At 67.0% G+C, this 14,170-nt stretch carries 14 protein-coding genes and 1 riboswitch; of the genes, 1 reads left to right on the top strand and 13 read right to left on the bottom strand.

Annotated features, from left to right (window positions below; genetic code table 11):
• Nucleotides 1-191: 191 nt before the first annotated feature.
• The 12 genes from hisF to def all read right to left on the bottom strand — a co-directional run bounded on the left by hisF (nt 192) and on the right by def (nt 10,541).
• Entirely contained in the window at nt 192-968 is a 777-nt protein-coding gene (gene hisF / locus ABIB49_RS12750; protein ID WP_253033081.1) for an imidazole glycerol phosphate synthase subunit HisF, read from the bottom strand.
• Between the two features lie 42 nt (nt 969-1,010).
• Entirely contained in the window at nt 1,011-1,853 is an 843-nt protein-coding gene (gene hisG / locus ABIB49_RS12745) for an ATP phosphoribosyltransferase (RefSeq protein ID WP_226773562.1), read from the bottom strand.
• Between the two features lie 134 nt (nt 1,854-1,987).
• Nucleotides 1,988-2,251, bottom strand: coding sequence for a phosphoribosyl-ATP diphosphatase (locus tag ABIB49_RS12740; protein ID WP_024367461.1), 264 nt, complete (start codon nt 2,249-2,251; stop codon nt 1,988-1,990).
• 157 nt (nt 2,252-2,408) lie between these two features.
• Nucleotides 2,409-2,894 carry a 6,7-dimethyl-8-ribityllumazine synthase gene (gene ribH, locus ABIB49_RS12735; protein WP_226773561.1) on the bottom strand — a complete coding sequence of 162 codons (486 nt, stop codon included), beginning with the start codon at nt 2,892-2,894 and terminating at the stop codon, nt 2,409-2,411.
• A gap of 79 nt (nt 2,895-2,973) precedes the next feature.
• Entirely contained in the window at nt 2,974-3,672 is a 699-nt protein-coding gene (ribA, locus tag ABIB49_RS12730) for a GTP cyclohydrolase II (protein ID WP_226773560.1), read from the bottom strand.
• Nucleotides 3,673-3,685: 13 nt separating this feature from the next.
• On the bottom strand, nt 3,686-4,375 hold the full coding sequence (ribB, locus tag ABIB49_RS12725) for a 3,4-dihydroxy-2-butanone-4-phosphate synthase (protein WP_283480702.1): 690 nt from the start codon (nt 4,373-4,375) through the stop codon (nt 3,686-3,688).
• A 32-nt stretch (nt 4,376-4,407) separates the two neighbouring features.
• Nucleotides 4,408-5,064 carry a riboflavin synthase gene (locus ABIB49_RS12720; RefSeq protein WP_282359827.1) on the bottom strand — a complete coding sequence of 219 codons (657 nt, stop codon included), beginning with the start codon at nt 5,062-5,064 and terminating at the stop codon, nt 4,408-4,410.
• The gene (gene ribD, locus ABIB49_RS12715) at nt 5,064-6,281 is read right to left on the bottom strand and encodes a bifunctional diaminohydroxyphosphoribosylaminopyrimidine deaminase/5-amino-6-(5-phosphoribosylamino)uracil reductase RibD (RefSeq protein ID WP_354157136.1); all 1,218 of its coding nucleotides are present in this window, start codon (nt 6,279-6,281) and stop codon (nt 5,064-5,066) included. The genes ABIB49_RS12720 and ribD overlap by 1 nt, the downstream gene beginning before the upstream one ends.
• 155 nt (nt 6,282-6,436) lie before the next feature.
• Nucleotides 6,437-6,587, bottom strand: a riboswitch (FMN riboswitch).
• Between the two features lie 100 nt (nt 6,588-6,687).
• On the bottom strand, nt 6,688-7,344 hold the full coding sequence (rpe, locus tag ABIB49_RS12710; protein ID WP_226773557.1) for a ribulose-phosphate 3-epimerase: 657 nt from the start codon (nt 7,342-7,344) through the stop codon (nt 6,688-6,690).
• A 76-nt stretch (nt 7,345-7,420) separates the two neighbouring features.
• Complete coding sequence (locus tag ABIB49_RS12705; RefSeq protein WP_226773556.1) at nt 7,421-9,046, bottom strand: RsmB/NOP family class I SAM-dependent RNA methyltransferase; 1,626 nt, start codon at nt 9,044-9,046, stop codon at nt 7,421-7,423.
• The gene (fmt, locus tag ABIB49_RS12700; RefSeq protein ID WP_226773555.1) at nt 9,043-9,963 is read right to left on the bottom strand and encodes a methionyl-tRNA formyltransferase; all 921 of its coding nucleotides are present in this window, start codon (nt 9,961-9,963) and stop codon (nt 9,043-9,045) included. The genes ABIB49_RS12705 and fmt overlap by 4 nt, the downstream gene beginning before the upstream one ends.
• Nucleotides 9,960-10,541, bottom strand: coding sequence for a peptide deformylase (gene def, locus ABIB49_RS12695; RefSeq protein WP_226773554.1), 582 nt, complete (start codon nt 10,539-10,541; stop codon nt 9,960-9,962). Before def ends, fmt begins: the two co-directional genes overlap by 4 nt.
• Nucleotides 10,542-10,822: 281 nt before the next feature.
• Between def and ABIB49_RS12690 the strand changes: the two genes are divergently transcribed.
• Nucleotides 10,823-12,580, top strand: a complete 1,758-nt coding sequence (locus tag ABIB49_RS12690) for an HNH endonuclease signature motif containing protein (protein ID WP_226773553.1) — start codon at nt 10,823-10,825, stop codon at nt 12,578-12,580.
• A 587-nt stretch (nt 12,581-13,167) separates the two neighbouring features.
• Here the strand turns inward: ABIB49_RS12690 and ABIB49_RS12685 are convergent.
• Nucleotides 13,168-14,013 (bottom strand): cytochrome, encoded by an 846-nt coding sequence (locus tag ABIB49_RS12685; RefSeq protein WP_226773552.1) that lies wholly within the window; start codon nt 14,011-14,013, stop codon nt 13,168-13,170.
• Between the last annotated feature and the right edge of the window lie 157 nt (nt 14,014-14,170).

Genomic DNA, 14,170 nt, shown 5'->3' with positions numbered 1-14,170 from the left:
GGCTGGCTAGACTTCTACAACCACCGCCGAAACCACGCAGCCCTCGGAGGACGACCACCCATCAGCAGATGTAACCAACCTGCTGGCTGAGTACATCTAGGCCCCGCAAACGCCCTCACCCCGCAAGCTCGGCCAGCGGACCCTGCGGGCGTGGCCCAGGCGCGACCAACCTTCTTTTTGCGTAATTGCGCTTAGCGGACGTCGAACCCTGCTGCCCGGATGGCTGCCTTGACCTGGGCGATCATGTCCAGCGGTCCGAAGTGGAAGACCGACGCGGCGAGGACAGCGTCCGCGCCGGCCGCCACCGCCGGCGGGAAGTGCTCAGGTTTCCCGGCTCCGCCGGAGGCAATGAGCGGAACCTTGACTGCTGCCCGCGCCAAGCGGATGAGCTCCAGGTCGAAGCCGTCCTTGGTGCCGTCGGCGTCGATCGAGTTCAGCAGGATTTCGCCGACCCCGCGGTCGGCAGCTTCACGGGCCCATGCGATTGCGTCGATCCCGGTGCCTTGCCGGCCGCCGTGTGTGGTCACCTCGAAGCCGGAGGGGGTGGGCTGCGAGCCGGGGCGGGTGCGCCGGGCGTCGAGGGACAGGACGAGGACCTGGGAGCCGAAGTGCCGGGTAATCTCATCGATCACCCCGGGACGCGCGACGGCAGCGGTGTTTATGGCGGCCTTGTCCGCGCCGCAGCGCAGGAGCCTGTCCACTTCTGCAACACCACGGACGCCGCCGCCGACGGTCAGTGGAATAAAGACTTCCTCCGCGGTCCGCCTGACGACGTCGAACGTGGTCTCCCGGTTACCCGATGAGGCCGTGACGTCCAGGAAGGTCAGCTCGTCCGCGCTGCCGTTGTCATACCGGTGCGCGAGTTCGACAGGGTCGCCGGCGTCGCGAAGCCCTTCAAAGTTGATGCCCTTGACGACGCGGCCGGCATCGACGTCAAGGCATGGGATAACGCGGACAGCTACAGCCATGACTTCTCCTGGTATTGGCTCACGAAGAATTACCGACGCCGCTCAGATGCGGCAGGCGTGGATGGTGCTCACCAGAATGGCGCGGGCACCCAGGTCGTATAGTTCGTCCATGATCGCGTTTGTCTGTTTCTTCGGCACCATCGAGCGGACGGCAACCCAGTCCGAATCGCGCAGCGGCGACACTGTGGGCGATTCCAGGCCAGGGGTCAGGGCTGCTGCTGCTTCCACCAGCTCCTTGCGGATGTCGTAGTCCATCAAAACGTACTGCCGCGCCACGAGAACACCCTGCAGGCGCCGGATCAGTACCTCGGCGGCGGCGTTCCGCTCGCCGGCGCGGCCGATCAGCACGGCTTCGGAGCGCAGGATCGGCTGGCCGAAAATCTCCATGCCTGCTGCTTTGAGGGTGTTGCCGGTTTCAACGACGTCGGCGATCGCGTCCGCGACGCCGAGCCGGACGGAGGACTCAACGGCGCCGTCAAGGCGGACCACCCGGGCGTTGATGCCGCGCTCGGCAAGGTAGCCGCGGAGCAGTCCGTCGTAGCTGGTGGCGAGGCGTTTGCCTTCAAGCTCTTCGACGGCGGTGAAGTCGCCGACCGGGCCGGCGAAGCGGAAGGTGGAGGCGGCGAAGCCGAGCGGAAGCAGTTCCGCGGCTTCAACTTCGGCGTCCAGGAGCAGGTCGCGGCCGGTGATGCCGACGTCGAGCGTTCCCTGGCCGACGTAGACGGCAATGTCACGCGGACGGAGGAAGAAGAATTCAATGTCGTTGTCCGGGTCAACCATGACCAGTTCGCGGGTGTCGCGGCGCTGGCGGTAGCCGGCCTCGGCGAGCATGGCGGAGGCAGCTTCGGACAGGGATCCCTTGTTCGGGACGGCAACTCTGAGCATGGGGAAGGTCTCTCTTGGTTGGGACGAAGTCCGTTCAGAAACAGTCCGTCCGGGAATTGTCGGTTCAGGCACAGCGGGCCACGCAGTACACCGGGTTCGCAGGCACGGCCTGCCGGTTTCCGGAGCGGACGTGGCTAGAGATGCTTGTAGACGTCTTCCAGGCTGAGTCCCTTGGCCAGCATCAGAACCTGCAGGTGATAGAGCAGCTGGGAGATTTCTTCAGCGGCGGCTTCATCGGATTCGTACTCGGCAGCCATCCAGACCTCGGCTGCTTCCTCCACGACCTTTTTTCCAATGCCGTGGACTCCGGAATCCAGTTCGGCGACGGTGCGGGAACCCTCCGGACGGACGGCTGCCTTTTCACTCAGTTCTGCGAACAGCGATTCGAAATTCTTCACACCCGCAAGCCTACTTCCTCGAGGGGGGAGGGTGCCTGCCGGGCCGTTCCGTGACGGGCGGGATGTGGGCGATGACACAGTCCGCAAGGTCCGGCAGGGGCTGCCCAGGGTCCGGCCTGCGCTGCCCGGGGTACGGCCGGACCCCAACCGCCGCGGCTTAGCTGAATTGTTTGAGCGTCACCGCTGTCGCCAGTGCGGCGGTGACGGCCTCGTGGCCCTTGTCCTCGGTTGAGCCGGGCAGCCCCGCCCGGTCAATACCCTGCTGTTCCGTGTCACAGGTCAGCACACCGAAGCCGACCGGAACGCCGGTGCGCACGGAGACTTCCGTCAGTCCGAGCGTGGCTGCTTCGCAGACGTACTCGAAGTGCGGGGTGCCGCCGCGGATTACGACGCCGAGCGCGGCCACCGCGTCGAAGTGCGGTGCCAGCCGGGCGGCGGCGACGGGGAGTTCGAAGGTGCCGGGGACCCGAAGCACTGTCGGCTCGTCGATGCCGGCGTCTTTCGCTGCGCGCAGGGCGCCCTCCAGCAGCCCGTCCATGATCCGGGTGTGCCAGCTCGCTGCCACAATGGCCAGTTTCAGCCGGGAGGTCTCTTCCGGCTGAAAGGTGCTGAGGTCAATCTGTGGTGCGCCGTGTCCGCTCATCTGGGAATCCTTGTTCTGCTCAGTTGTGGTGTGCGTGTCAAAACGTGGGAGCGGCCCGTGGCGGGCTGCTGCCGGTTAGTCAGTCGTGGCTGTTCTCGAAGCCGCCCGGACCCGATGCCGGCGCCACCGGCTGCACGTCCAGGACCAGCCGGTGGTCCATCCGGTCCTTTTTCGTCTGCAGGTACCGGATGTTCTGCTCGCGGGATGGAACTTCGGTGGGCACCATCTCCACAACACGGACCCCGGCCTGCGCCAGCCGGTCCTGTTTGTCCGGGTTGTTGCTCAGCAGGCGGACCTCGTGGAGGCCCATGTCCGCGAGGATCTGTGCCGCGGCCTGGTAGCTGCGGGCATCCACGGGCAGTCCGAGCTGTTCGTTGGCCTCGACCGTGTCGAAGCCTGCCTCCTGCAGGGCGTAGGCCTTCATTTTGTTCGCCAAGCCGATTCCCCGGCCCTCCTGGCCGCGAAGGTACAGCAGGGTTCCGCCGAACTCGTTGATCATCTCGAGGGCATACGCGAGTTGCTCGCCGCAGTCGCAGCGGTACGAGCCGAAGACATCTCCGGTGAGGCACTCAGAGTGCAAGCGGACCAGCGGAGCCTGCCCGTCGACCGGTGGCAGCGGGGAGCTGACGGCCAGGTGCTCGGCGCCGGTGGCCTGATCGGTCCAGGCTTGCGCCACAAAGTTGCCGAAGGCCGTGGGCAGCTGGACGATCGGGCCTGCGCTGACCGGATGCGGCAGGTGTTCGGCCGCCAGCTGTTCTTGTGCTTCAGACGTCGTCATCGTTTCTCCTCCATTAAACGGGGTCCGTTGGATGACCGGCGGGCTGCGCCGCCTCGAGGTAGGCCACCAGATCCGCAATCGAGATCAGCGGGCAGCCGTGCTCAAGGGCGAAGCCGCGAAGTCCGTCCAGCCGCATCATCTCTCCGTTGTCATACACCACTTCTGCAATCACACCCACGGGCTCGAGTCCGGCCAGCTTGCACAGTTCTACAGCCGCTTCGGTGTGCCCGGCGCGTTCCCGCACTCCCCCGTTAACGGCCCGGAGCGGAAAAACATGCCCGGGGCGGGTCAGAGCCGCCGGCTGGCTCCCGGGATCGGCAAGGATCCGGGCTGTCAGGGCGCGGTCCGTGGCGGAGATCCCGGTGCTCACGCCCAGCGCGGCGTCGCAGGACACTGTGTAGGCGGTGCCCTTGGCATCCTCGTTGATGTCAACCATCGGAGGCAGCGCGAGGGCCTCGGCCCGGCCGCCCTCGAGCGGCACGCAGATCACACCGGAGCTGTACCTGATGGTCCACCCCATCAGCGACGGCGTGGCATGCTGCGCGGCGAAGATGATGTCGCCTTCGTTTTCGCGGTCCTCGTTGTCCACCACCAGGACGGGACGGCCGGCGGCAATTGCGCGGACGGCGTCTTCAATCAGGTCGAGCCCGGCCGGCGCGGTAACGGGTGCGGGCCCGGCCGCGTCGCCGGCTTGGCTAAGGATGCCTTGACGGGCAGGAATGTCCTTGACGGTGTTCACGCTGTTGCCCCCTCCGCGCGTACTGCTGCTCCCCCGGCTGCAGCGCCGGAAAAGGCGAGCAGGCGCTCAGTGTACTTCGCCAGCACGTCAACTTCGAGGTTCACGCGCCCGCCAAGTGCTTTGGCGCCCAGTCCGGTGTCGGAGAGTGTGGTGGGGATCAGCCCCACTTCGAACCACGGGGCCGGTTCGGCGGCCGGGCTCACCGCCGTCACGGTTAGCGACACGCCGTCGACGGCAATCGAGCCCTTCTCCGCGATATAGCGGGCCAACCCCACCGGAACACCGAAGCGCAGCCGGTCCCAATTGCCCAGCGACTCGCGTTCGAGCAGTTGCCCGACGCCGTCGACGTGGCCCTGGACAACATGCCCGTCGAGCCGGCCGCCGGCCGGCACGCAGCGCTCGAGATTAACGGGGTCCCCGGGGGCAAGCTCGCCTACTGTGCTGCGGGTGAGCGTCTCGCCCATCACGTCTACGCTGAAGTCCCGGCCGTCGATCGCCGTGGCCGTGAGGCAGACGCCGTTGACGGCGATGGATCCGCCTAGGGCCAGCCCCTCGGTGCTGGCGGGAGCGTGCAGCCGGACGGTGGCGCTGATGTCACCATTGCGTTCAACGGACAACACCTTCCCCTGCTCGGCAATAATTCCGGTGAACATCAGTTGCCTCCTGCGGCGGTGTCCGCGCCTGCGCGGGACGGGGTTGAATCGGCTGAAGAGTTGTGGGCAGCCGGCGCGTTGCCGGTCCCCGCCGGGGTGGTTGGCGTGGGGCCGGTTGGCGTGGGGCCGGTTGGCGTGGGGCTCAAGTGCAGCCGCAGGTCTCTGCCAAGCAGCTGAACCGCGCCGCCGGACGCCGGATCCCAGTCCCACCTCTGGGCGTTCGCCAAAGTGGAGATGCCCAGGTCGTCCAGGGCCGGAGTTCCGGAACCGAGCAGGGTTGGGGCCAGGTAGACGATCAGTTCATCCACGAGCCCGGCGGCCAGGAAAGCACTCAGGATCCGGGAGCCGCCTTCGACCATAAGGTGGCGGACACCGGTGGAAAACAACGACTCCAGGGCCTCCAACGGCTCACGGGTGGGCAAGTGCAGCACCTTGCCGTCGGAGCCGTGAACGGCGGCGTCTTCGGGGATCCCCCGCAAACCCATCACAGCGCGCAACGGTTGCCGGCCGGCGGGTTTCCCGTCCGGTCCCCGGGCAGTGAGCCGTGGGTTGTCGACCAGGACCGTTTGTGTGCCGACCAGGATTGCGTCGATCCGGCCACGGAGGGCATGGTTGTCCGCCAGCGATTCGGGGCTCGAAATCCATTGGCTGGTGCCGTCGCTGGCGGCGATCCGGCTGTCGAGGGTCTGGGCGATGTGCAGGGTGACAAAGGGCCGGGCGGCAGCAACGGCGTCGAACCAGCGCCGGTTCATGTCCAGCGAGGCCTCGGCGCAGAGCCCGGAGCGGACGCGGACGTCCGCTCCGCGTAGCGTGGCCGCACCACCGGCCGCCGGGTCGTGTGGGTCATCTACCGCGTAGACGACGTCGGTAATACCGGCTTCAATGATCGCCTGGGTGCACGGCCCGGTGCGCCCGCGGTGGTCACACGGTTCCAGTGTGACCACCATCGTGGTGCCACTGAGGTCGATGCCGGCGGCTTTGGCTTGGTCAATGGCGTCCGCTTCGGCGTGCGCGGTGCCCGCCCCGCGGTGGTAGCCGGTGACGATGGGGGTTCCCGCGGCGGAAATCACGACCGCGCCAACCAGCGGGTTCGCGCCGCGCGGCCCCTGCAGCGCCGCAGCCAGGGCGGCGTCCATGGCGGCAAGCTCGGCGGTACTGAAGCCTGCAGCGGCCAGCGCCTCGACCGTCGTATCGGGCGTGGTATTCAGGACGCTCATCAACACCTCACCGGGCTTTCGCAAACCGTGGTGGTGGTCAAGAGCCATCGCAGAGAGTACATCTGGTTGCCGTTCCTTCCCTCAAAAGCGCGATGGCTCCGGGGGCATACGACAGCAACATTCCGCGGCGCCGGCAGGGCTCCGCAGTAACAGCTGTACGTGCTTCTCTCATCCAGACTTTAACTGTCGGTACCGGAGTTCCACCGGTTCAACCGTTTGCCGGCTATCTTCCCGAGGGAGGCGCCGGCGCGCGGGTCGCGGACTATAACCGCCGGTTCGGACTTACACCGACCCCGGAGCACGTATGTGTGTAGCTATTCTGGCACAACCGCCGGGCAGCCGCGGGTATTCCCCCGACCGGATGTTACGGCGTTGGTCCTTGGCGCCCGCGTTGCCGGCCTCAGCGTTAGCGTTGCCCGGCGGCCCGAAGCCGTTCGATGGCCTCTCCCGGATCCTCGGCACCGTAGACGGCGGAGCCGGCGACGAACACGTTGGCACCGGCGTCCGCGGCGCGGCGGATGGTGTCCTCGGTGATTCCGCCGTCGACCTGCAACGCCACCTGGAGGCCGGACGCGTCGATCGCCGCGCGGGCCCGGCGGATCTTGGGGAGCGTGAGGTCCAGGAAGGCCTGGCCACCGAAGCCCGGCTCCACAGTCATGATCAGCAGCATGTCCAGTTCCCCGAGCATGTCAAGGTATGGTTCGACGGCGCTGCCCGGCCGAAGGGCCATCCCGGCCTTCGCGCCGCGGGCCCGGAGCTCACGCGCGAGCTTGATCGGCGCGATGGAGGCTTCGGCGTGGAAAGTCACCGACGCGACCCCGGCCTCCGCGTACGCCGGAGCCCAGCGGTCCGCATCGTTAATCATCAGGTGGGCATCCAACGGCACCGGGCTGACCTCCTGCAGCCGTGCAACGACAGGTAAGCCCAGCGTGAGGTTGGGCACAAAGTGGTTGTCCATCACATCGACATGGACCGCATCCGCGTTGCCGATCCGGCGCAGTTCTCCTTCGAGGTTCGCGAAGTCGGCGGAAAGAATGCTCGGGTTGATACAGCACGTGGCCATGTGGAATTCCTTGTCATTCTGCTCGGATGTCCCGGTGCGGGTCGCTGCTCTTTAGTGCTTCAGTATTTCGTGTTGCTCAGGCTAATTTGTGGATTAGCGCCAGGAACATGGCGTCGGTCCGGTGCACGTGGGGCCACAGCTGGGCAGTGAGCTCGTGTCCGGCGTCGAGGTGGCCGGTGAGGCTGACGCTGTCCAGCACCGCACCGGCGTCGAGCAGTTCAAGGTCGTCGCGTTTGCGCAGCACATCGCTCACAACTGCGGTCGTTTCCGCCGGGTGCGGCGAACACGTCACGTAGGCCACCACGCCGCCGGGCTTCACGGCGTCCACTGCGGACTTGAGCAGTTCCCGTTGCAGCGGGCCGAGGTCCGTCAGGTCCTTGGGGGTCCGGCGCCAGCGTGATTCCGGCCGGCGGCGCAGGGCGCCCAGGCCGGTGCAGGGCGCATCAACCAGGACACGGTCGAAGCTTTCCGGCATCTCGGTGCCCACCTCGCGGCCGTCCCCGGTGCGCACATGCCAGACTTCGTGCGGGACCGCGGCGAGGGCCTGCCGGACGAGCTTCGCGCGGTGCGCGGCGGGCTCGTTGGCCAGCAGGGTGGCCCCGTGTTCGCGGGCCAGTGCGCCGAGCAGGGCTGCCTTGCCTCCGGGTCCGGCGCACATGTCCAGCCATCGTTCAGCCGGACTTTCCGACCCGGCGGTGCTGTCGCCGGTTCCTCCCTCGCCGGTCCTCGTTGTGCTGCCGCCAAGGTCGACGGCGGCCAGGGCCCGGGCCACGAGCTGGGAGCCAACGTCCTGAACACGGGTGGTGCCTTCCCGCACGGACGCGAGCCGGCCGAGGTCTCCGCCGCTGGAGAGCGCCGAGCCTTCGACGAGTTCCCCGGGTGTGGCGCCGCCTTCGAGCGCCTCGTCCAGGCTGCCGAGCCCGGGCAGCGCCACAAGGTTGACCACGGGAGCGGCATTGTCCGCTTCAAGCAGGTCACCGATTTCGCTGACGGGACGCCCGTGGGCCACCAGGGACTGCCGGAGCGCCCGGACAATCCATTCGGGGTGTGCGTAGCGGATGGCTGCCTTTTTGGTCTCATCCGTCTCATCGCTGAGCAGCAATTCCAGCCACTCCTCAAAGTTTCGGGCTGACACCTTGCGCAACACGGCGTTAATCAGGGTCGATGGCCCGGCGCCGATCACCGCGCGGGCCAGGCCCACTGTCTGGTCCAGCGCCGCGTGGGCGGGGACCCGCATGGCCAGCAACTGGTGTGCCCCGATCCGCAGCGCATCAAGGATCGCCGGGTCCAGCTGGTCCAGGGGCCGGTCCACGCAGCGGGCCAGGATGGCGTCATAGGTTCCCTGGCCACGCAGGGCCCCGTAGCTCAGTTCCGTGGCAAACCCGGCGTCGCGCTTGTCCAGGCCGTGGTGCCGGATCCGGGCGGGGAGGACGAGGTTCGCGTAGGCGTCCTCGGCTGCGACCGCGCGCAGCACTTCGAAGGCCACAAGCCGGGCCGGGTCCGCCCGGCGGGTTCGCTGGGACGGCGCGTTCTCGGTGAAACCGCGCTGCGGACCACGGTTCCGTTCCCGGCCCTGAGCATTCCGATGGCTGCCGTCGCGGCCGCGGCCGCCCTGGCCACCGCTTTGTCCGGCGCCGCGCTGGCCGCCTGAACCGCCGCGCTGGGGGCCGTTGCCCCGGCCGCTCGTCCCGGACTCACTCATTCGAATACCACGCTTTCCAGTGTTGCCTGTCCGCGCGCCCAATCAGCGGCGGTCATCATTTTTTTGCCTGACGGCTGGATCCGGGTGAGTTCCACCGGGTGCGAACCGGTGCCCACCAGCACTCCTTGACCCGCCAGTGCCAGCTGACCCGGTTCCAGGTCGCGGCCCGCTGGCCGCAGCAATACCGGTTCCAGCTTGATCCGCTGGCCGCCGAGGGTAGTCCACGCACCGGGTTCAGGGGTGACCCCGCGCGCCCGTCGTCCGATGGCCAGGGCCGGTTGCTGCCAATCGAGCCGGCCGTCGTCGAGGGTCAGTTTGGGGGCTGCGCTGATGTCGCCCTGCTGCGGCACCGCGGCGGCTTGGCCTGCGTCCACCGCGGACAGGGTCTGGGTCAGCAGCACGGCGCCGCTGTGGGACAGCCGCTCGAGGAGGGCACCGGCGGTGTCCTCCGGCAGGACTGCTTCGGTCAGGGTACCGAACACCGGGCCGGTGTCCAGGCCTTCCTCCAGCAGGAAGGTGACCGCGCCGGTGACGTCGTCGCCGGCGATCAGGGACCGCTGCACGGGAGCCGCGCCGCGCCAGGCCGGCAGCAGAGAGAAATGCAGGTTGATCCAGCCATGGCGGGGAATGTCCAAGGCCACCCGCGGGATGAGCCCGCCGTAGGCCACAATTGCTGCGACGTCCGGGGCGGCAGCCGCTATTTCTGCGGTCACGGCGTCGTCGACTTTCGAGGCATGGATGATCTTGATGCCCAGTTCCGCGGCGCGGGCAGCCACTGGCGACGGCGTCAGCACGCGTTTGCGCCCGAGCGGCGCGTCCGGCCGGGTCAGGACGGCGACAACGTCAAAACCCGCCGCCACCAGCGCATCCAGGGAGGGCACAGCCACGGCCGGTGTTCCGGCGAAAAGGACCCTCACTGGGAGTTGCCGAAAGCGCCGAAACTGCTGGAACCGAAGCTGGTGCCGACTGTCCTGGCCCGTTTCGCCATGGTCTGCTCCGTAATGGAGTCGTAGTTGGCGTTCCGGATCGCGCGCAGTGCGCTCTTGCGGTCTTCGCCCTCCAGCCGGTCGGTGAAGAGGATTCCGTCCAGGTGGTCCGTTTCGTGCTGGAAGGCCCGCGCCAGCATTCCTTCGCCCTCCACCGTGACCGGGTTTCCGTGCAGGTCCACGCCGGTGACACGGGTGTGGCGCCGGCGGCGGACCGGAAAACCAAGACCCGGGATGGAGAGGCACCCCTCAACTTCGTCGGGTTGGAAGTCTGCACTGTTCTCCAGCACAGGGTTGATGATGTGTCCCTCGACGCCGCCGATCCGGTAGGTGAAGACCCGCTGGCTGACGCCGACCTGGGGTGCGGCCAGGCCCGCACCTTCGACGTCTTCCATGGTTTCGGTCATGTCGGCAACAAGCTTCGCCAGCTCAGGCCCGAACTCCGTCACGGGATCGGCAACTGTGCGCAGCACAGGATCCCCGATGATGCGGATATTCAAAATGGCCATGTGCAGTCTGTCCTTACAGTGGGCGGCGATGGGATCCAGTCCAGTTTAGTTGCACATCAGCCCTTGACCCGGACGCGGCCAGCAAATCCGTCCGGGTGGATCGATGGTCTGCTCGCGCGGTGTAGGTGTCCGGTTTGACTGGCTGTGGCTTCCGGATGCCGGGGCTGGTCCGTTCTGAGGGCAGGGAAGCGGGCCGGGATTAGGGCGGGGATCTGCGGTCCGCACGGAGTCGCCAAGGCTGTGTCGCGCAAAATGTCAGACCCCCCGAGCAGAATGTTTATATGGAAGCCAGCAGGGATTTCATCACCGTCCGGGACACGGACCGGCGCGTAACTCCGGCCGGGCAGTCCGGAGTGGATGATGCCCTTGCCACACTCCGCGCAGTGGGCTCGACGGCAGTCGAAGCTGCTGCGGGGCTCGGGTTCGCGTCAGCGTCGGATTTCGCCGGCACCGTAGAGGAGCTCTCGCGGGTCGTGGAGTATTTGCAGGTTGTGGCAACCGGCGCGGTGGAACGGACCCGGAAGCAGGCGGCGGCCACAACAGCAGGCATTGTCGCTGGCAACTCGTGGACCACGGGCTGGCGGGAGGACCCCGGCACCGGGGCCGGCTGCGGCACGGGTGCGGGTGCGGGTGCAGAACCCGAGGTTCGTGCTGCCGGCCGGGAGGTCGCGGCCGGGTTGGAGCGCGCGGCTTGGGGCGAACCGGCACGGCGATCCTTGGACGCTGCGCCGGCCCCGGCTGTTGCGGTGGACGACGGGTACCGGAACGTCACGGAGTTCCTAAGGGCGCGGTTGCGGATCAGCTCCGCGGAGGCCCGGCGCCGGCTCTGCCTCGCCGGAACCCTGTTGCCCCGGCAGGGATTCACCGGGCAGGACCTGCCTGCGCTGCGCGCCGAGCTTGGTGCCACGGTGGCAGCCGGAGAGGTCCCGTCCCGGTCCGCGACCATCATCACCCTGGCCCTGGACCGGGTGCGGCACGTCTGCGACGAGGCAACCGCCGCCCGGATGGAGCACGCGCTGACCCGCACCGCCGCGGACAACGACCCGGACTTCCTCGCCCGCGTGGCCCGAAGCTGGACCGATGCGATTGATCAGGACGGCGCCGAACCCTCCGAAGAACTGCTCCGCCAACTCCAGGGCGCCTTCATCCGCAAACCCCGCCAAGGCCTCGCGCACCTGGAAATCTTCGCGACCACCGAACAGTTCGAGCACCTCCTCACCGTCATGAACACTGCCACCAACCCGCGGACCAGCGCTGCAGTGTACGCCGAAGCGTCAGGTGCATCGGATGCGTCAGGATCGTCGGGTGCGTCAGGAACGTCGGGTGATCCGGGTCTCGGAGGGGCCGCGGCAGCACAGTTGGACCTTCGTTCGCGCCCACAGAGGCTGCTGGACGGCCTGGTCGGAGCCTGCAAGGTCGCCCTCGCCACGGGATCCCTGCCGGCCGCGGGTGGACTCAGGCCGCAGGTTATGGTCACCATCGATTACCGCGGGCTACTGGCCCTGCTCCGAACCAGCCAGGACAGCCGTTCAAACCAGACCAGCCGTGCAAACCGGCAGGCCGGCACCAGTGATTCCGCCGGCCGGACGATGGCCCATACCGGGTCCCTGCTCTTCTCCGGGCCTGTCAACGCCGCCACGGCACGGAAGATCGCCTGCGACGCGGACATCATCCCGGTGCTGCTCGGCAGCGAAGGCAGGGTCCTCGACATCGGCAGGGCCACACGGGTATTCCCGCCGCACATCCGCAAAGCCCTCATCGCCCGCGACCAGGGCTGCGCGTTCCCCGGCTGCACAATCCCGGCGTCCTGGTGCGAGGCCCACCATGTCGACTACTGGTCACGCGGCGGCACTACCGGAACTGACAACGGAACCCTGCTGTGTTCGCACCATCACCATGTAATCCACAAGGAGCAATGGACCATCCAGGTCCGCACCGGGGTTCCCTGGTTCATCCCGCCACCGCACGTCGACCCACGCCAGCAACCCCGGCGCAACACCTACTTCCACCTTGCAAGCACAGAATTCACCGCCAGTTAGCTCTGCCAGGCAGATACACGGCATAGCCACAAGCACGGTGTCGGCTGGCCCATGCACGGCGCATGCGGATTGGTGCCCCGCGTTCCTGCCACCGGGGACCGAATGTTTTAGGGTAGGCCGATGCCTGGCATCGAGGGGTACTGGCTGCCACGTTTGTCACTGGCACGCACCTTCTAGACCCCATCGACTACCGGGAAGTCAAGGCTCGGCTCGAGTCAGCTGGCGGTGGTTGGGTTCGGCCCCCAACTAAAGTTCCTCTTTGGCAGATCCTGAACCGCCTAGCCGACGACGCGGCATATCCTTTGCACGGCTCCGCCGATCCGGGAATTAACGTTTTTGAAACGCCGACCCCTGTTGACTACTCGCCTGATGACTTAAGCGAGCAGAAAGCGGTCTTCGCTCCCAGTGACGTACGGATACCCCTGGCTGGCCTAGATCCAGAGTCCGAGCAGGGTATTCCGAGGCGGCGCCGCGAAATGCCACGCTTGGCTGCGTCCGAACCGCTGTTTCTGCTGACATCCAGGTGGCGGAGTTCCGCAGCGACGCCTGGAAACGATGACGCTGACGTGACGGCGCCCGGAGCCACCTCAGCGGGCTACCGGCGGCGCGATCGGCAGGAGGGCAGTTCCGGCCGCTGTGGTGTCGGCGGACATTTCCCAGACGCGCCGCAGGGCGCAGAACTTCCACCAATGGTGCTTGAGGACGTCAGGGTTGGCGCGCAGCGGACGGACTTCAGTCTGCCCAATCGCCACCGCTAACAGGATCGGGGATTCACCGTGCTGCCAGGCTTCCCACTCCCCTGCCACGGGATCCACCAGGCTTTCCTCGGCCTTCATGCCGGCCACGAGCTGCATCACCACTTTGTCATCGAGTGGTTTGACTGTGCCATCTCGGCTGGTGCCCTTGGTTTTGTAGTCGATGAGGCAGGTGCGGCCGTTAATCCTGGCGACAAGGTCCAAGGTCCCGGCATAGCCTACGGTCTTGTTCCAGACCGTGATTTCCGGGGCAACGGGTTCCACTTGGAAGAGTTCCCACCACTCGTCGAACCTGGCCGCGAAAGCTTCCTCACCGTTCTCGGAGAGGGCCTCGCGGGTTTCCTTCATCTGGTGCGGCCGGCCCAAGGCACGCAAAGCCACTTGCTCACAATAGTTGTGCACCCGGTCTCCGCGTTTCGCGGCATCGTCGCGGTAGGTTCCGGCCGCTTTGGCGGCACGGCTCACCGCCTGGCGAAGCTTGGCCGGACTGCCGAGAATACCGGGCAACCCGGGGTCCTGGGCGAGGCTGTTGGCGCCCATGTAGCCAAACCAGCCGTCCAGGCCATGGGGCTGCTGGCCGATCACTGTGGTAATCGAGGGCACGGAAAACTGCTCCGACGTGGACCGGGCATACATCCGGCCGTGATCCGTGGCGTGGGCAAGAAGTGGGGCGGTCATAACAAGACTCTTTCACGGGGGTAAGACAGTGCAGAACACCGCGATCCGCTCAACCGAGGCTCACACCATGCGGCTCACCAGAACGATCGCCGGTGGCAGGAACTCAGGACGAAGCCCGCAGCATTTAACTGAATGGTCCGCCCCGCTCACTGAGCGG

The sequence above is a fragment of the Arthrobacter sp. UYCu512 genome (assembly GCF_040547075.1).
Taxonomy (GTDB): Bacteria; Actinomycetota; Actinomycetes; order Actinomycetales; family Micrococcaceae; genus Arthrobacter.
The sequence above is the reverse complement of the archived record's forward strand: the minus strand, read 5'-3'. Positions and strand labels throughout refer to the sequence as shown.

Coding starts and splice junctions, on each gene's coding strand:
- ribD (WP_354157136.1), bottom strand. CDS start 6,281: ATGAGCGTCCTGAATACCACGCCCGATACGACGGTCGAGGCGCTGGCC.
- ABIB49_RS12705 (WP_226773556.1), bottom strand. CDS start 9,046: ATGAGTGAGTCCGGGACGAGCGGCCGGGGCAACGGCCCCCAGCGCGGC.
- hisF (WP_253033081.1), bottom strand. CDS start 968: ATGGCTGTAGCTGTCCGCGTTATCCCATGCCTTGACGTCGATGCCGGC.
- hisG (WP_226773562.1), bottom strand. CDS start 1,853: ATGCTCAGAGTTGCCGTCCCGAACAAGGGATCCCTGTCCGAAGCTGCC.
- ribH (WP_226773561.1), bottom strand. CDS start 2,894: ATGAGCGGACACGGCGCACCACAGATTGACCTCAGCACCTTTCAGCCG.
- rpe (WP_226773557.1), bottom strand. CDS start 7,344: ATGGCCACGTGCTGTATCAACCCGAGCATTCTTTCCGCCGACTTCGCG.
- ribA (WP_226773560.1), bottom strand. CDS start 3,672: ATGACGACGTCTGAAGCACAAGAACAGCTGGCGGCCGAACACCTGCCG.
- ABIB49_RS12690 (WP_226773553.1), top strand. CDS start 10,823: ATGGAAGCCAGCAGGGATTTCATCACCGTCCGGGACACGGACCGGCGC.
- ABIB49_RS12685 (WP_226773552.1), bottom strand. CDS start 14,013: ATGACCGCCCCACTTCTTGCCCACGCCACGGATCACGGCCGGATGTAT.
- def (WP_226773554.1), bottom strand. CDS start 10,541: ATGGCCATTTTGAATATCCGCATCATCGGGGATCCTGTGCTGCGCACA.
- ABIB49_RS12720 (WP_282359827.1), bottom strand. CDS start 5,064: ATGTTCACCGGAATTATTGCCGAGCAGGGGAAGGTGTTGTCCGTTGAA.